The following is a 15943-nucleotide window of genomic DNA, read 5'->3' as shown; positions in this document are numbered from 1 at the left end:
GGCCGCGTCACTCCGGTCCCGTGACGTCTTCCACACCGGCCGCCGGTTTGACCGCTCCGGCCGTCCGCGCTCCCGCCGTCAGGCGCCCGGGACCTCTTCGACGACGCTCGTCCCGCTGCCCGCCTGCGACTCCCACTCCCACGTCTCGTCCAGCCGCACCCGCCCGTCGGGAAGGTCCACGACGAGCGAGACGCAGTGTCCGGAGGAGGTCGTCGCGTCCGTCTTCAGCTGTACGTACCTGAAGTCGATCCGGTCACCCTCACGGATGCCCACGAGGTGGCCGCGCACGACGTCCCCGCCCGCGTACTCGGCCCAGATCCGGCCGTCCTCCTCGTGGTAGGTGAACCGCGTCCGCGTGCCCACCTGGCCGGGGGCCTGGTCGGCGACCGGGGCGAGGACGAGTCCGTCGAGCGAGCGGGCCATGCGGGCGGGCTCCCTTACTGGGGGGCGGGGCAGAGTTTCAGGGGGTTAGGGTGGCCACCGTAAAGCACTCGCGGGAGCCCGGACGTACCGGGCTGAGAGGGAGGCTGTGACGGCCTCCGACCGTACGAACCTGATCCGGGTCATGCCGGCGAAGGGAGGGGCTGGACGCCCATGTCGCGTACTTCAGAAGGCTCCGACGTCCTGGTCGTGGGCGGGGGAATCATCGGTCTCGTCACCGCGTGGCGGGCCGCGCAGCGCGGGCTGCGCACCGCGGTCGTGGACCCCGAACCGGGCGGCGGGGCCGCGCAGGTGGCGGCCGGGATGCTCGCCGCCGTCACCGAACTGCACTACGGAGAGGCCGAACAGACCCTCCTCGGGCTCAACGTGGAGTCCGCGCGCCGCTATCCGGCGTTCGCGGCCGAGCTCTCCGAGGCCACCGGGCTCGACCTCGGCTACCGCGCGTGCGGCACCCTCGCCGTCGCGCTCGACGCGGACGACCGCGCGCACCTTCGGGAACTGCACGCCCTCCAGCGCAAGTCGGGCCTGGAGTCGGAGTGGCTGACGGGCCGTGAGTGCCGGCGCCTCGAACCGATGCTGGCCCCGTCCGTGCGGGGCGGCCTGCGCGTCGACGGTGACCACCAGATCGACCCGAGGCGCCTCGCGAAGGCCCTTGTCGCGGCCTGCGAGCGGGCCGGGGTGCGGTTCCACCGTCAGTGGGCCGAGCGGCTGACAGTCGTCCGCGAGGGCGCGCGCGGCGTGGTCCTCGCCGACGGCACCGGGCTCGACGCGGACCAGGTCGTCCTCGCCGGCGGCAGCCTCAGCGGCCGCCTCGCCGGAGTCCCGGACGACGTGCTGCCGCCGGTACGCCCGGTGAAGGGGCAGGTCCTGCGCCTGACCGTGCCGAAGGTGTACGCGCCGTTCCTGAGCCGCACCGTGCGCGCCGTCGTGCGCGGCGGCAACCTCTATCTGGTGCCCCGGGTCAACGGCGAACTCGTCGTCGGGGCCACCAGCGAGGAGCTCGGCTGGGACACGACGGTCACCGCGGGCGGCGTCTACGAGCTGCTGCGCGACGCCCACGAGCTGGTGCCCGGCATCACGGAGCTGCCGCTCACGGAGACCCGCGCGGGCCTGCGCCCCGGCTCTCCCGACAACGCCCCGATCCTCGGCCCGACCGCCCTGCCGGGCCTGCTGCTCGCCACCGGCCACTACCGCAACGGCGTGCTGCTCACGCCGGTCACCGGCGACGCCATGGCCCACGTCCTCGCCACCGGCGAACTCCCCGAAGTGGCCCGCCCCTTCACCCCGCGGCGCTTCGGCGCCGTCCCCGCACCCGTCTCTGTGGAGCAGTCCGTATGACCGTGTCCGTCACCCACGTATCCGTGAACGGCGAGGGCCGCCAGGTCGCCCCGGGCACCACGCTCGACGCCCTCGTCTCGGCGCTGACCACCGCGCCGTCCGGGGTCGCCGCCGCACTCAACGAAACCGTCGTCCCGCGCGCACAGTGGGCCGTCACCGCACTCACGGACGGGGACCGCGTCGAGGTCCTCACCGCAGTCCAGGGAGGCTGAACCCATGGCTGACGACTCCTTGGTCATCGGCGGTACGTCCTTCTCGTCCCGCCTGATCATGGGCACGGGCGGGGCGCCCAGCCTCGACGTCCTGGAACGCTCCCTCGTCGCGTCCGGCACGGAGCTGACGACCGTCGCGATGCGGCGCGTGGACGCGAGCGTGCAGGGCTCCGTGCTCTCCGTCCTGGAGAAGCTGGGGATCCAGGTGCTGCCCAACACGGCGGGCTGTTTCACCGCCGGTGAGGCCGTCCTGACCGCCCGCCTCGCGCGCGAGGCGCTCGGCACCGACCTGGTCAAGCTGGAGGTCATCGCGGACGAGCGCACCCTGCTGCCCGACCCGATCGAGCTCCTGGACGCGGCCGAGATCCTCGTCGACGACGGCTTCACCGTGCTGCCGTACACGAACGACGACCCGGTGCTCGCGCGGAAGCTGGAGGACGTGGGCTGCGCCGCTGTCATGCCGCTCGGCTCCCCCATCGGCTCCGGGCTCGGCATCCGCAACCCGCACAACTTCCAGCTGATCACGGAGCACGCGCGCGTGCCGGTGATCCTGGACGCGGGCGCCGGGACCGCGTCCGACGCGGCGCTCGCGATGGAGCTGGGGTGCGCCGGTGTGATGCTCGCCTCAGCCGTGACCCGCGCGCAGGAGCCGATCCTGATGGCGCAGGGCATGCGGCACGCGGTCGAGGCGGGGCGTCTGGCGTTCCGGGCGGGCCGGATCCCCCGCAGGCACTTCGCCGAGGCCTCCTCGCCCGTGTCCGGGACGGCCAGGCTCGACCCTGAGCGGCCCGCGTTCTGAGGGCCGTACAGCACGGTTACAGCTCTGCTGCAGTACGGCCGTCCATCGACGACTGCGGAGCCGGGTGTCGGCGGCGGCTCGTACACTCGCCTGCGTGGACACGACCCTTCAGGACCCTCTCGTCGGGCAGGTGCTCGACGGCCGGTACCGCGTCGACGCACGCATCGCGGTCGGCGGGATGGCCACGGTCTACAGGGCCGTGGACACCCGCCTCGACCGCGTGCTCGCGCTCAAGGTGATGCACCCGGCCCTCGCCGCCGACGTCTCGTTCGTCGAGCGCTTCATCCGCGAGGCCAAGTCCGTCGCCCGGCTCTCCCACCCGAATGTGGTCGGGGTCTTCGACCAGGGCGCGGACGGCCAGTACGTCTATCTGGCGATGGAGTACGTCGCGGGCTGCACCCTGCGGGACGTCCTGAGGGACCGCGGGGCACTGCGGCCGCGTGCCGCGCTCGACATCCTGGAGCCGGTCCTCGCCGCGCTCGGCGCCGCGCACCGCGCGGGCTTCGTGCACCGCGACATGAAGCCGGAGAACGTCCTGATAGGGGACGACGGCCGCGTGAAGGTGGCGGACTTCGGCCTCGTACGGGCCGTGGACACCGTCACGAACACCACGGGCGCCGTCCTCGGCACCGTCTCCTACCTCGCCCCCGAGCAGATCGAGTCGGGCACCGCCGACCCCCGCGTCGACGTGTACGCGTGCGGGGTGGTGCTCTACGAGATGCTCACGGGCGCCAAGCCGCACTCGGGCGACTCCCCCGCCCAGGTCCTCTACCAGCACCTGAACGAGGACGTGCCGCCCCCGTCCGCGTCCGTGCCCGGCCTGCCCGCGGAGCTGGACGAGCTCGTCGCGTCCGCGTCCGCGCGCATGCCCGATCTCAGGCCGTACGACGCGGTGGCGCTGCTCGCCCAGGTCAGGGGGGCCAGGGCCGCCCTCACCGACGCACAGCTCGACGCGGTGCCGCCGGCCGCACGGCCCGAGGGCATCGGGGACCGTGACATCTCGGCCGACCGTACGAGCGTGATCCCGCGGGCGCTGCGGACCAGGGGCGTACAGCTCCCGCTGCCCGCCGACGACCAGGACCCGCAGGCGGAGCTGAACCGCACGAGCCGCTTCGAGACACCTCCCCCGCCGCCCGCCCCTTCCCGCAGGCGTCGTCCGCGGCGCGGTGTGCTCGCTGCCGTCGCGGCCGTGCTGCTCGCCCTCGGTCTCGGCGCGGGCGTCTGGTACATCAACTCGGGCCAGTTCACGAAGGTCCCGCCCCTGCTCGCCAAGACGCAGACGCAGGCGAAGGAGCGGCTCGGCGACGCGGGCCTCGACCTCGGGCACGTCAAGCGCGCGTACAGCGACACCGTGAAGCGCGGCACCGTCATCGCCAGTGACCCCAGGGCGGGCGCCCGCATCCGGGACAACGGAGCGGTGGATCTGACGGTGTCCCTGGGCCCGGAGACCGTGCAGGTTCCCGATCTCGAGGGCACGCCCCTCGCCAGGGCCGAGCGCAGGCTGAAGGACGCGGGCCTGGAGCCCGGCATGGTCACCAGGGCCTTCGACGAGGACGTCCCCAAGGGGTCGGTGATCGCCACGGACCCGGCGTCCGGCACGACCCGCAAGGCCGGTTCGGCCGTCGCGCTCAAGGTGAGCAGGGGCCGCGAGGTGGACGTCCCGGACGTGACGGGCGAGGCCGAGGAGGACGCCATCGCCGACCTTCAGGACGCGGGCCTGAAGGCCGAGATCGCCACAGAGCGGGTGAACTCGGACGAGGACAAGGGCAGCGTCGCCCGGCAGTCCCCCGTCGAAGGCAAGCGGCTCGGCGAGGGTGACACGGTCACGCTGACGATCTCCAAGGGCCCGGTCATGGTCGAGGTCCCCGACGTCGTGGGCATGAGCGTCGACGACGCCACGCAGAAGCTCAAGGACAGCGGGTTCGACGTCGAGGAGGACCGCGGTCTGCTCGGCCTGTTCGGCGACACCGTGAAGAAGCAGTCCGTGGCGGGCGGCGACAAGGCCCCGAAGGGGTCGACGATCACCATCCAGATCCGCTGACGGAGCGCCCACGCACGCGTGCCACCCTTGACCCGTGAGCAGCACCGATTCCCTTCCCCGTAACCCGGTCGGCGGTCATGTCCCCGTCGCCGGCGGCCTGGCCTCCGTAGGGCTCTCGTACGCGCGCGAGCTGGAGGCGGAGACCGTCCAGGTCTTCGTCGCCAACCCGCGAGGCTGGGCGACGCCTCCCGGCAACCCGAAGCAGGACGAGGAGTTCCGCGCGGCCTGCGCCGCCGAGGGGATTCCGGCGTACGTCCACGCCCCCTACCTGATCAATTTCGGCTCGCACACCGAGGCGACCGTCGAGAAGTCGGTGGAGTCGCTGCGACACTCGCTGCGCCGGGCCCGGGAGATAGGCGCGCTCGGCGTCGTCGTGCACACCGGTTCGGCGACCGGCGGCCGTGAGCGGGCCGTGGCGCTCGCGCAGGTGCGGGAGCACATGCTGCCGCTCCTCGACGAGCTGACTCATGACGACGACCCCTACCTCCTGCTCGAGTCGACCGCGGGCCAGGGCTCCTCGCTGTGCTCGCGGACCTGGGACTTCGGGCCGTACTTCGACGCACTGGACGCGCACCCGAAGCTGGGCGTCTGCCTGGACACGTGCCACATCTTCGCGGCGGGCCACGACCTGACCGGCCCCGACGGCATGCGGCAGACCCTGGACCTGCTCGTGGACACCGTGGGCGAGGGCCGCCTCAAGCTGATCCACGCCAACGACTCGAAGGACGTCGTCGGGGCGCACAAGGACCGACACGAGAACATCGGCTCCGGCCACATCGGCGCTGAGCCGTTCCGCGCGCTGATGGCCCACCCGGCGACCGAGAACGTGCCGCTGATCCTCGAGACGCCCGGCGGCAAGGAGGGTCACGCGGCGGACGTGGCCCGCCTGAAGGAGCTCCGGAAGCGCTAGGAGATCGCCTCGGAGATCGCTTGAGGGAATACCCCTAGGGGGTATACGGTTCTTGTCGGCGACAGGAACCGCTCTCTGACGTTGGGGGAACTCATGAAGCACGAGACGCACGCCGGACACGAACACCACGCAGATCACGAGCAGCACGAGCACGCCCACGCCGGTCACGGCGGCCTCGGCGGCCTCGGCGGCCTCGGCAAGGTCAGCTGGTCCATGGCCGCACAGGCGACCCTCCACTGCCTCACGGGGTGCGCCATCGGCGAGGTCCTCGGCATGGTCATCGGCACGGCGTTCGGCTGGGGCAACGTGCCGACGATGATTCTGGCGATCGCGCTCGCGTTCTTCTTCGGCTATGCGCTCACGCTGCGCGGCATCCTGAAGGCCGGCGTCGACTTCAGGACCGCGTTCCGGGTCGCGCTCGCCGCGGACACCCTGTCCATCGCCGTCATGGAGCTGATCGACAACGGCGTGATCGTGCTGTGGCCGAACGCGATGGACGCCCATCTGACGGACGGCCTCTTCTGGGGCGCGCTCGCGGTCTCACTGGCGATCGCCTTCGTGGTGACCACTCCGGTCAACAAGTGGATGATCGGCCGCGGCAAGGGCCACGCGGTGGTGCACCAGTACCACTGACGGACCGTACGACCTCTGACAGACCGTACGAGAAGCGCCAGGACTCAGAGCTCGGGGCCGTCCCCGGGCTCTTCCTGGTACGAGTAGCGCTGCTCCCGCCAGGGGTCGCCGACGTTGTGATAGCCGCGCTCCTCCCAGAAGCCACGGCGGTCGGCCGTCATGTACTCGATGCCGCGGACCCACTTCGGGCCCTTCCAGGCGTACAGATGGGGCACGACGAGGCGGAGCGGGAAGCCGTGTTCGGCGGTGAGGAGTTCGCCGTCCTTGTGGGTGGCGAAAATCGTGCGGTCGGCGGCGAAGTCCTCAAGGCGGAGATTGGCGCTGAAGCCGTACTCGGCCCAGACCATCACATGGGTCACGGCGGGCGCGGGCGGTGCCAGTTCGAGAATCGTCGCGGCGGGCACGCCGCCCCACTCGGCTCCGAGCATGCTGAACTTCGTGACGCAGTGCAGATCGGCCACGACCGTGCCGTACGGCAGGGCGGAGAACTCCTCGTGCGTCCAGCAGCGCTTGTCCCCGTCGGCGGTGGCGCCGAAGACCCTGAACTCCCAGCGCTCGGGGCGGAACTTGGGCACCGGGCCGTAGTGCGTGACCGGCCAGCCCCGCTGGAGACGCTGTCCCGGTGGAAGCTCCGACTGCACTGCTCCCCCAGACTCGCGACCCACCGGCTGACCCATGCCTCCATCCTGACAGACCCCGGGCAGTGGACGTGACCAGCGAGAGCCTGGCCGCCCTCGAAACGGGCAACTCCTACTAAGCATGCACTTACTGGACGGTTTTCGGCGCCGGTGCGAGGATGCGCGAAACCTGCCGAGTCCACCACATGGAAGGAGCCTCTGCGATGCAGGGCGACCCCGAGGTCATCGAATTCCTCAACGAGCAGCTCACGGGCGAGCTGACGGCCATCAACCAGTACTGGCTCCACTACCGGATCCAGGACAACAACGGCTGGACCAAGCTCGCGAAGTACACCCGTGCAGAGTCCATCGACGAGATGAAGCACGCGGACCGGCTGACGGAACGGATTCTCTTCCTCGATGCCCTGCCGAACTACCAGCGGCTCTTCCACGTACGGGTCGGGCAGACCGTCACGGAGATGTTCCAGGCCGACCGGCAGGTCGAGGTCGAGGCGATCGACCGCCTCAAGCGCGGCATCGACGTCATGCGGGCCAAGGGCGATGTGACGTCGGCGCGGATCTTCGAGGACATCCTGGAGGACGAGGAGCACCACATCGACTACCTCGACACCCAGCTGGAGCTGCTCGAGAGTCTCGGTGAGGCGCTGTACCTGGCCCAGCAGATCGAGCAGCCGGACAGCTAGAGCCGGACAGCCGGAGCCGGACAGCTAGCAGCCGCAAACTCTCGGGCCGAGCCTCAGGCGGCGTCCGCAACGTCCACGAGGGCGTTCGGGGCGGCCGTCAGGGCGGGCCTTCCCTGCTCGACCAGCTCGCGGCGCGTGCAGGATCCGCGGCCTAGCAGCGCCTGAATGCGGCGTACGCACGAGCCGCAGTCCGTGCCGGCCTTGCAGGCCGACGCTATCTGGCGGGGGGTGCACGCACCGTCGTCCGCGTGCTTCTTGACCTGGTCCTCGGTCACACCGAAGCAGTTGCAGACGTACACGCGGTTCACCTCCCAGTGATCAGGACCGGTTCGTTGCCCCCGCCCTAATGGACGGTGAGGCTAACCTAACCTTACCCGCCGGGTCCGGAGCGCAAAAGTGCCGTGGGGCGCGGATCACTGTGATCCGCGCCCCACGGCATTTACTGCAAGATCACTGGTCGCGGTACATCTCCGCCACCAGGAACGCCAGGTCGAGGGACTGGCTGCGGTTCAGACGCGGGTCGCAGGCCGTCTCGTAGCGCTGGTGCAGATCGTCGACGAAGATCTCGTCGCCGCCGCCCACGCACTCGGTGACGTCGTCACCGGTGAGCTCGACGTGGATGCCGCCCGGGTGCGTGCCGAGCGCCTTGTGGACCTCGAAGAAGCCCTTGACCTCGTCGAGCACGTCGTCGAAGCGGCGGGTCTTGTGGCCCGAGGCCGCCTCGTACGTGTTGCCGTGCATCGGGTCGGTGATCCAGCCGACGGTCGCGCCGGAGGCGGTGACCTTCTCGACCAGTTCCGGGAGCTTGTCGCGGACCTTGTCGGCGCCCATGCGGACGATGAAGGTCAGGCGGCCGGGCTCGCCGTCCGGGTCGAGGCGCTCGATGTACTGCAGCGCTTCCTCGGGCGTCGTCGTCGGGCCGAGCTTGATGCCGATCGGGTTGCGGATCTTCGAGGCGAACTCGATGTGCGCGCCGTCCAGCTGGCGGGTGCGCTCACCGATCCACACCATGTGGCCCGACACGTCGTACAGGGTGCCCGTACGCGAGTCCACGCGGGTCAGCGCCGACTCGTAGTCGAGGAGCAGCGCCTCGTGGGAGGAGTAGAACTCGACCGTCTGGAACTCGGCCGGGTCGGTGCCGCAGGCGCGCATGAAGTTCAGCGCGTTGTCGATCTCGCGGGCGAGCTGCTCGTAGCGCTGGCCGGACGGGGACGACTTCACGAAGTCCTGGTTCCAGGCGTGCACCTGGCGCAGGTCGGCGTAGCCGCCGGTGGTGAAGGCGCGCACCAGGTTGAGCGTGGAGGCGGACGCGTTGTACATCCGCTTCAGGCGCTCGGGGTCCGGGATGCGGGCCTTCTCGTTGAACTCGAAGCCGTTGACCGAGTCGCCGCGGTACGTCGGCAGGGTCACGCCATCACGGGTCTCGGTGCCCTTGGAGCGCGGCTTGGAGTACTGGCCGGCGATGCGGCCGACCTTCACGACCGGCACCGAGGCGGCGTAGGTGAGGACGGCACCCATCTGGAGCAGCGTCTTGAGCTTGTTACGGATGTGGTCGGCCGACACCGCGTCGAAGGCTTCGGCGCAGTCGCCGCCCTGGAGGAGGAACGCCTCTCCCTTGGCGACGGCCGCCAGTCGGGCGCGCAGCTGGTCGCACTCGCCCGCGAAGACGAGCGGCGGATACGACTCGAGGTCCGCGATCACATCGCGCAGAGCCTCGGCATCGGGGTACTCGGGCTGCTGCGCCGCGGGCAGGTCTCGCCAGGTGTTGCCAGCGCTTGCGCTGGTCTTAGCGTTCACGGTCACATCCTCAACATTACGGGGTCATGTCCGTGGTCCATCCGACGGCTCACCCTTTGAGACGCGTCGTCCACAGATGAGCTGCCCATCGGGTAAGGTTCCGCCCATGTTCGCGCACACGACCCGTAACTGGTGGTGGACCGCTCACCCGGCGGCCCACTGACTGCGCGTACAGCGAAGCGAAGGCCGCCCGAGGGCGGCCTTCAGTGTTTTCCGGGACCTGGCCGTTCCTCTCCGTCACCGGAGTCTGGAAGAGGAATCACCTGCCATGGACCTGTCCGAGCTGCTGCACGACGACCGACCCTTCGCTCTGCTGCGCCGCCGCGCGCCGGGCCACGACCCCGACACCGTGGAACTCCTGGTCGGCCCGGTGCACACGTACGAGCGACTCGCCGACATCCCTGAGGGCCTCGCCCTCGTGCCGTTCCGGCAGATCAGGGAGCGCGGCTTCGACGTCCGCGACGACGGCACCCCGCTCGCGGTGCTCACCCCCGAGGAGACGTACGAGCTGCCGCTGGCCGAGGTCCTTGCGCAGCTCCCGGCCCATGACGTCCGCGTGTCGGACGGCGGCTTCGACGTGGACGACGCCGAGTACGCGGACATCGTGGAACGGGTCCTGCGCGAGGAGATCGGACAGGGCGAGGGCGCCAACTTCGTGATCCGGCGGACGTACGAGGGTGAGATCCGGGGGTTCGGGCGGGCGGACGCGCTCGCGCTGTTCCGGCGGCTGCTCGCCGGGGAGCGAGGCGCGTACTGGACGTTCGTCGTGCACACCGGAAGTCAGCAGGGGACCGAAGGTTCTTCCCCAGAAGGGCGGGAGACGGGCGGGCGGACGCTGGTCGGGGCGAGCCCCGAGGTGCATGTGCGGATGAGCGGCGGCACGGTCGTGATGAACCCGATCAGCGGTACCTATCGCTACCCGGCCGGGGGCCCGACGCCCGAGCACCTGCTGGACTTCCTCGCCGACGGGAAGGAGATCGAGGAGCTGTCGATGGTCGTCGACGAGGAGCTCAAGATGATGTGCACCGTCGGCGACATGGGCGGGGTCGTGATCGGCCCGCGCCTGAAGGAGATGGCCCATCTCGCGCACACGGAGTACGAGTTGAGGGGCCGGTCCTCGCTGGATGTGCGCGACGTGCTGAAGGAGACGATGTTCGCGGCGACCGTCACGGGGTCGCCGGTCCAGAACGCGTGCCGGGTCATCGAGCGACACGAAGTCGGCGGGCGCGGCTACTACGCGGGGGCGCTCGCGCTGGTCGGGCGGGACGCGGGCGGGGCGCAGACCCTGGACTCGCCGATCCTGATCCGTACGGCCGACATCGACGCGGGCGGGAGGCTGCGGGTGCCGGTCGGGGCGACGCTGGTGCGCGGCTCGGACCCGGCGAGCGAGGTCCAGGAGACGCACGCGAAGGCCGCCGGGGTCCTTGCCGCGCTGGGGGTGCGGCCCGGGCGGCCGCGCGGGGAGGGCGTGCGGCCCGCGCTCGCCGACGATCCGCGGGTGCAGGCGGCGCTCGACGGGCGGCGGGCGGCGCTGGCGCCGTTCTGGCTGCGGATGCAGGAGAAGGCGGCGGCTCTGGAGGGGCACGCGCTGGTGGTGGACGCCGAGGACACGTTCACGGCGATGCTGGCGCATCTGCTGCGGTCGTCGGGGCTCACGGTCTCCGTGCGGCGCTATGACGAGCCGGGGCTGCAGGAGGCCGTGCTCGCCCACGAGGGACCCGTCGTCCTGGGCCCCGGACCGGGCAATCCCTCCGACGAGGCGGACCCGAAGATGCGTTTCCTGCGCACGCTGACCGCCGAGGTGCTGCGTGATCACCGGCACGGCGTGCTCGGCGTGTGCCTCGGCCATGAGCTGATCGCGGCCGAGCTGGGCCTGGAGATCGTCCGCAAGGAGGTGCCCTACCAGGGCGCGCAGACGGACGTCGATCTGTTCGGGCGGAGCGAGACCGTCGGGTTCTACAACAGCTTCGTGGCGCGCTGCGACGACGGCGCGGCGGTGGAGCTGGCCGCGCACGGCGTCGAGGTGAGCCGGGACGCGGCGAGCGGCGAGGTGCATGCCCTGCGCGGGCCGGGCTTTGCCGGCGTTCAGTTCCACCCGGAGTCGGTGCTGTCGCTGCGCGGGGCCGATGTCGTGCGGGAGCTGCTGGCTCAGCTCTTGGGCGCGGAGGGCACGAGGACGTTCTCGGAGCGCCGGCCCGCCCGGTAGTCGAGGACGTTGGCCACCGTGGTCTCGATGATCTGGTTCACCGCGTCCACGGTGTAGTACGCCTGGTGCGACGTGACCAGGACGTTCGGGAAGGTGACGAGGCGGGCCAGGGTGTCGTCCTCGACGACGTCGAGCGACTTGTCGAGGAAGAAGAGCCCGGCCTCGGCCTCGTACACGTCGAGGCCGACGCCCGTGAAGCGGCCCTCGCGCAGCTCGGAGACGAGTGCCTTGGTGTCGATGAGGCCGCCGCGGCTGGAGTTCACCAGGATCGCGTCGTCCTTCATGGTGCGCAGGGCGGCGCTGCCGACGAGGTGCTCGGTGGCGGGGAGCAGGGGTACGTGCAGGCTGATCAGGTCGGCATCGCTGAAGAGGCGCTCCTTGTCGACGTACTTCATGCCGAGTTCGACGCAGGCGGGGTTCTCGGCGATGTCCCAGCCGAGGAGGTTCATGCCGAAGCCGTGGGCGATCCGGGTGAACGCCTCGCCGATCTTGCCGGTGCCGAGGACGCCGACCGTGCGGCCGTGCAGGTCGCGGCCCATCAGCCCGTCGAGCCTGAAGTCGAAGTCGCGAGTGCGGTTGGAGGCGCGGACGACACGGCGGTTGACGGCCATCGCGAGGGTCCAGGCGAACTCGGCGACGGAGTACGGCGAGTAGTACGAGACGCGGGCGACGGTCAGGCCGAGGCGCTCGGCGACCTCCAGGTCGATGTTGTTGAAGCCCGTGGAGCGCTGGGCGATCATCTGCGTGCCGCCGGCGGCGAGGGTCTGCAGGACGCGGTTGTTGAGGGTGGCGTTGACGCTGGTGGAGATGATCTCGTAGCCGGCCGCGATGGGGGCCGTGTCCTCGTTGAGGAAGACGCCCAGGCAGCGGACCTCGTGATGCCCCTCGAACGCCTTCTCCATGAGGGGCTTCTCGTCGGACTGCACGCCGAATGCGAGGATCTCCACGACTGCTCCCGTTTCTTGCGTATCGCGTCGTGTGTGCCGGTTATGGCGAATATACGGGCCGGGCAACCCCGCGACACCCGGGAGTGGGAGGACCTCGCCCCGCCCACCCCCGGCGTCGCTCCGGGCGTCGACCGCGGCCTCTCGCCTCAGCCGAAGAAGACCCCGACCTCCTCGTACAGCGCCGGATCGACGGTCTTCAGCCGGGCGGTCGCCTCCGCGATCGGCACCCGGACGATGTCCGTGCCACGCAGCGCGACCATCTTCCCGAAGTCGCGGTCGCGCACGGCCTCGATGGCGTGCAGCCCGAAGCGGGTGGCGAGCCAGCGGTCGAAGGCGCTGGGGGTGCCACCGCGCTGGATGTGGCCGAGGACCGTGGTCCTCGCCTCCTTGCCGGTGCGCCGCTCGACCTCCTTGGCCAGCCATTCCCCGACTCCGGAGAGGCGGACGTGCCCGAAGGAGTCGAGCGTCCCGTCCTTGAGGACCATCTGCCCGTCCTTGGGCATGGCGCCCTCGGCGATGACGACGATCGGGGCGTACGAGGCCTTGAAGCGGGAGGTCACCCAGGCGCAGACCTGATCGACGTCGAAGCGCTGCTCGGGGATGAGGATGACGTTGGCGCCGCCCGCGAGGCCCGAGTGGAGCGCGATCCAGCCCGCGTGGCGGCCCATGACCTCGCAGACCAGGACCCGCATATGGGACTCGGCGGTGGTGTGCAGCCGGTCGATGGCCTCGGTCGCGATGCCGACGGCGGTGTCGAAGCCGAAGGTGTAGTCGGTCGCGGACAGGTCGTTGTCGATGGTCTTCGGCACGCCGACGACGGGCACGCCGTACTCGTCGGTGAGACGCGCGGCGACGCCGAGGGTGTCCTCGCCGCCGATCGCGATGAGTGCCTCGACCTCCTCCTTGGCGAGGGTCTCCTTGATGCGGCGGATGCCGTTCTCGACCTTGAGGGGGTTGGTGCGCGAGGAGCCGAGGATGGTGCCGCCGCGGGGCAGGATGCCGCGGACGGCCGGGATGTCGAGCCTTAGGGTGTCGCCTTCGACCGGCCCGCGCCAGCCGTCCCGGAAGCCGACGAAGTCATAGCCGTACTCCTGCACGCCCTTGCGGACGATGCCCCGGATGACGGCGTTGAGTCCGGGGCAGTCGCCGCCTCCGGTCAGTACTCCGACCCGCATGGAAATGTCCCTTCGCCACAGCACTGTGAGCTGACACGGGTCACGCTAATAGTGATCCATGTCACTTCGGCAGCACGCGAAGGGTGAATTCCATTGAAGAGTGAGGGAGTTGACCTTTGTGTGGTGATCCTTCAGGAGACCACGGGGGCGCTCACGCCTCGTCGAGGCCGCGCTCGATGGCGTATCGGACCAGCTCAACGCGGTTGTGCAGCTGGAGCTTGCCCAGGGTGTTCTGCACATGGTTCTGCACGGTGCGGTGCGAGATGACGAGCCGCTCAGCGATCTGCTTGTAGCTCAGGCCCTTGGCGACCAGGCGCAGGACCTCGGTCTCGCGCTCGGTGAGCTGCGGGGCCTTGGGCTCGCCGGCGCCCGCGGCGGGCGCGGGCTCGGAGGCCAGGCGGCGGTACTCGCCGAGGACGAGGCCCGCGAGCCCCGGGGTGAAGACGGGGTCGCCTGCCGCCGTTCGGCGCACCGCGTCGGTCAGCTCCTCGGTGGACGCCGACTTCAGCAGATAGCCGGTGGCGCCGGACTTCACCGCCTCCAGGACATCGGCGTGTTCCCCGCTCGCCGACAGGACGAGGACGCGCAGGGCGGGGTTGGCGCCCACGAGTTCCTTGCAGACCTGGACGCCGGGCTTCTTCGGCAGGTTCAGGTCGAGTACGAGGACGTCGGGTGCGGCGGCACCGGCCCGGCGCACCGCCTGCTCGCCGTCGCCCGCGGTGGCCACCACGTCGAAGCCCGCCTCGGCGAGGTCCCTCGCGACGGCGTCGCGCCACATCGGATGGTCGTCGACCACCATGACCCTGATCGCGCCTGCGGCGGCGCCTTCCTGCTGCTGCTCGGTCATCTTCCCGATCCCGCCTTCCCCCGTGAAACCTTCGGAACTCTCAGTTCGACCTCGGTGCCCTGTCCCGGGACCGAGATCAGCTCGGCGGTGCCGCCGATGTCCCGCAGCCGGCCGCGGATGGACTGGGCGACGCCGAGCCGCCCCTCCCCCGCGGCCTGCGCGAGACGCCCTTCCGGGATGCCGGGTCCGTCGTCCCGCACCGTCACGATCACCGCGTCGGGCTCGTCCTCGACGAGGATCCAGGCCCGGGCGTCCGTCCCCGCGTGCCTGCGCACATTGTCCAGGGCGGCGCTGACAGCCGCCGCGAGTTCCTTCGCCGCGACCGGCGCGAGGAACACCGGGGCGCCCGGCTCGGCGAAGCTCACCCGCGCCCCGGCGTGCGGCGCGAGCAGCGACCTCAGATCGCTGGGCGCCGAGGTGTCGGGCAGCTCGTCCGGCTCCTCCACGGCCCGTACGAGCGCGCCCTGCGAGGCGTCCTCGGAGGCGCGCGAGGCGGGCACGAGACCGCCGGCGACCAGGGTCCGCAGGGCCACCTCCTGCTCGCCGGCCATCCTGCCGAGCTCGGCGGCCTCGCCGCCCAGGGCGGTGCCGCGGCGCTGCACCATGGCGAGGACCTGGAGCACTCCGTCGTGGATGTCGCGGGCGAGCCGCTCCCGCTCGCGGGTGGCCGCCTCGATCTCCAGGGCCCGGGCGAGGGTGCGCTCGGAGGCTCGGGCCACCTCGACGACGTAGCCGATGGCGATCGACGCGATGCACACGAGCAGGACGTTGTGGAGGGTGTCGCGGCTGAAGGCGCCGCGCTGCAGCACGTTCGCGACGCCGACGAGCAGCGAGGCGAACGCCGCCCACCGCCAGCCGCCCTTGACCGCGTACGCGAGGACCGCGCCGGCCGTCCAGATCGACGGCAGGGTCGGACCGCCCGCAACGATCCCGCTGTGCCCGACGGCGAGCGGGGTGAGCAGGATGCCGACGAGCGCGACGATCAGGTCGACGGTGAGGAAGCGCTTGGTGCAGCTCGCGGCGTTCGCGACGCGCGGCAGGGTGGCCAGGGTCCACACGACGAGGACCGCGAAGTAGCCGATCGCCACCCAGGGGCGTACGAACCTGTCCTGCTCGGTGGCGAAGAGGCCGATCGCGTACAGCATCGTCAGCAGCCGGTACGCCGTCAGCGCGCGCCACAGCGGCTGCTCGACGGACATCCTCATCACGCGCTCACGCCTGGCCACGCGCCCACCCCCCGCACCACCGCTCCCGCAACGACCGCTCTCAGAACGAC

General features: G+C 70.9%; 17 protein-coding genes and 1 riboswitch. Of the genes, 9 read left to right on the top strand and 8 right to left on the bottom strand.

All coding sequences use genetic code 11. The annotated features are described in order from the left end of the window. Positions 1–78: 78 nt before the first annotated feature. Positions 79–423, bottom strand: a complete 345-nt coding sequence (locus OG698_RS32750) for a hypothetical protein (RefSeq protein WP_100592198.1) — start codon at positions 421–423, stop codon at positions 79–81. Positions 424–483: 60 nt separating this feature from the next. After that, a riboswitch (TPP riboswitch) is annotated at positions 484–597 on the top strand. On the opposite strand from OG698_RS32750, the gene thiO reads away from it, so the two are divergent. From thiO to OG698_RS32720, 6 genes are all read left to right on the top strand, one after another. Next, entirely contained in the window at positions 595–1779 is a 1185-nt protein-coding gene (gene thiO, locus OG698_RS32745; protein WP_406107299.1) for a glycine oxidase ThiO, read from the top strand. Its footprint overlaps the riboswitch before it by 3 nt. After that, complete coding sequence (thiS, locus tag OG698_RS32740; RefSeq protein WP_326776159.1) at positions 1776–1991, top strand: sulfur carrier protein ThiS; 216 nt, start codon at positions 1776–1778, stop codon at positions 1989–1991. The genes thiO and thiS overlap by 4 nt, the downstream gene beginning before the upstream one ends. A gap of 4 nt (positions 1992–1995) precedes the next feature. Further along, a complete protein-coding gene (locus tag OG698_RS32735) occupies positions 1996–2790 on the top strand; it encodes a thiazole synthase (RefSeq protein WP_406107297.1) in 795 nt (264 codons plus the stop codon). A 94-nt stretch (positions 2791–2884) separates the two neighbouring features. Further along, positions 2885–4831 carry a Stk1 family PASTA domain-containing Ser/Thr kinase gene (pknB, locus tag OG698_RS32730; RefSeq protein ID WP_406107295.1) on the top strand — a complete coding sequence of 649 codons (1947 nt, stop codon included), beginning with the start codon at positions 2885–2887 and terminating at the stop codon, positions 4829–4831. Positions 4832–4865: 34 nt separating this feature from the next. Beyond that, positions 4866–5741 carry a deoxyribonuclease IV gene (locus OG698_RS32725; protein WP_399983896.1) on the top strand — a complete coding sequence of 292 codons (876 nt, stop codon included), beginning with the start codon at positions 4866–4868 and terminating at the stop codon, positions 5739–5741. A 93-nt stretch (positions 5742–5834) separates the two neighbouring features. Next, positions 5835–6374, top strand: a complete 540-nt coding sequence (locus OG698_RS32720; RefSeq protein ID WP_406107294.1) for a DUF4396 domain-containing protein — start codon at positions 5835–5837, stop codon at positions 6372–6374. A 44-nt stretch (positions 6375–6418) separates the two neighbouring features. Here the strand turns inward: OG698_RS32720 and OG698_RS32715 are convergent, their stop codons facing one another. Further along, complete coding sequence (locus tag OG698_RS32715; protein WP_227294259.1) at positions 6419–7051, bottom strand: sulfite oxidase-like oxidoreductase; 633 nt, start codon at positions 7049–7051, stop codon at positions 6419–6421. Positions 7052–7215: 164 nt separating this feature from the next. Between OG698_RS32715 and bfr the strand changes: the two genes are divergently transcribed. Continuing rightward, positions 7216–7695 (top strand): bacterioferritin, encoded by a 480-nt coding sequence (bfr, locus tag OG698_RS32710; protein WP_100592191.1) that lies wholly within the window; start codon positions 7216–7218, stop codon positions 7693–7695. A gap of 53 nt (positions 7696–7748) precedes the next feature. Here the strand turns inward: bfr and OG698_RS32705 are convergent, their stop codons facing one another. Next, the gene (locus tag OG698_RS32705) at positions 7749–8003 is read right to left on the bottom strand and encodes a bacterioferritin-associated ferredoxin (protein ID WP_406107292.1); all 255 of its coding nucleotides are present in this window, start codon (positions 8001–8003) and stop codon (positions 7749–7751) included. A 142-nt stretch (positions 8004–8145) separates the two neighbouring features. Further along, complete coding sequence (locus OG698_RS32700) at positions 8146–9498, bottom strand: class II 3-deoxy-7-phosphoheptulonate synthase (protein ID WP_406107290.1); 1353 nt, start codon at positions 9496–9498, stop codon at positions 8146–8148. Positions 9499–9568: 70 nt separating this feature from the next. Between OG698_RS32700 and OG698_RS32695 the strand changes: the two genes are divergently transcribed. Further along, positions 9569–9655: a trp operon leader peptide gene (locus OG698_RS32695; protein ID WP_399983914.1), complete on the top strand. Its 87-nt coding sequence runs from the start codon at positions 9569–9571 to the stop codon at positions 9653–9655. Positions 9656–9760: 105 nt separating this feature from the next. Next, positions 9761–11698, top strand: a complete 1938-nt coding sequence (locus tag OG698_RS32690) for an anthranilate synthase family protein (protein ID WP_406107288.1) — start codon at positions 9761–9763, stop codon at positions 11696–11698. Here the strand turns inward: OG698_RS32690 and OG698_RS32685 are convergent. From OG698_RS32685 to macS, 4 genes are all read right to left on the bottom strand, one after another. Further along, entirely contained in the window at positions 11641–12645 is a 1005-nt protein-coding gene (locus OG698_RS32685) for a 2-hydroxyacid dehydrogenase (protein ID WP_406107286.1), read from the bottom strand. The two genes, OG698_RS32690 and OG698_RS32685, sit on opposite strands and share 58 nt — an antisense overlap. A gap of 146 nt (positions 12646–12791) precedes the next feature. After that, on the bottom strand, positions 12792–13820 hold the full coding sequence (locus tag OG698_RS32680; protein ID WP_406107285.1) for a 6-phosphofructokinase: 1029 nt from the start codon (positions 13818–13820) through the stop codon (positions 12792–12794). 151 nt (positions 13821–13971) lie between these two features. After that, positions 13972–14667 carry a response regulator gene (locus OG698_RS32675; RefSeq protein WP_406107284.1) on the bottom strand — a complete coding sequence of 232 codons (696 nt, stop codon included), beginning with the start codon at positions 14665–14667 and terminating at the stop codon, positions 13972–13974. Further along, on the bottom strand, positions 14664–15893 hold the full coding sequence (gene macS / locus OG698_RS32670; protein WP_406107283.1) for a MacS family sensor histidine kinase: 1230 nt from the start codon (positions 15891–15893) through the stop codon (positions 14664–14666). The genes OG698_RS32675 and macS overlap by 4 nt, the downstream gene beginning before the upstream one ends. Between the last annotated feature and the right edge of the window lie 50 nt (positions 15894–15943).

Origin of the sequence: Streptomyces sp. NBC_01003, from assembly GCF_045162695.1 — a bacterium.
Lineage (GTDB): Bacteria > Actinomycetota > Actinomycetes > Streptomycetales > Streptomycetaceae > Streptomyces.
This window is presented reverse-complemented; position numbering and strand designations above follow the sequence as displayed.

Coding starts and splice junctions, on each gene's coding strand:
- bfr (WP_100592191.1), top strand. CDS start 7,216: ATGCAGGGCGACCCCGAGGTCATCGAATTCCTCAACGAGCAGCTCACG.
- OG698_RS32735 (WP_406107297.1), top strand. CDS start 1,996: ATGGCTGACGACTCCTTGGTCATCGGCGGTACGTCCTTCTCGTCCCGC.
- OG698_RS32715 (WP_227294259.1), bottom strand. CDS start 7,051: ATGGGTCAGCCGGTGGGTCGCGAGTCTGGGGGAGCAGTGCAGTCGGAG.
- OG698_RS32750 (WP_100592198.1), bottom strand. CDS start 423: ATGGCCCGCTCGCTCGACGGACTCGTCCTCGCCCCGGTCGCCGACCAG.
- OG698_RS32720 (WP_406107294.1), top strand. CDS start 5,835: ATGAAGCACGAGACGCACGCCGGACACGAACACCACGCAGATCACGAG.
- OG698_RS32695 (WP_399983914.1), top strand. CDS start 9,569: ATGAGCTGCCCATCGGGTAAGGTTCCGCCCATGTTCGCGCACACGACC.
- thiS (WP_326776159.1), top strand. CDS start 1,776: ATGACCGTGTCCGTCACCCACGTATCCGTGAACGGCGAGGGCCGCCAG.
- OG698_RS32680 (WP_406107285.1), bottom strand. CDS start 13,820: ATGCGGGTCGGAGTACTGACCGGAGGCGGCGACTGCCCCGGACTCAAC.
- OG698_RS32690 (WP_406107288.1), top strand. CDS start 9,761: ATGGACCTGTCCGAGCTGCTGCACGACGACCGACCCTTCGCTCTGCTG.
- OG698_RS32675 (WP_406107284.1), bottom strand. CDS start 14,667: ATGACCGAGCAGCAGCAGGAAGGCGCCGCCGCAGGCGCGATCAGGGTC.
- thiO (WP_406107299.1), top strand. CDS start 595: ATGTCGCGTACTTCAGAAGGCTCCGACGTCCTGGTCGTGGGCGGGGGA.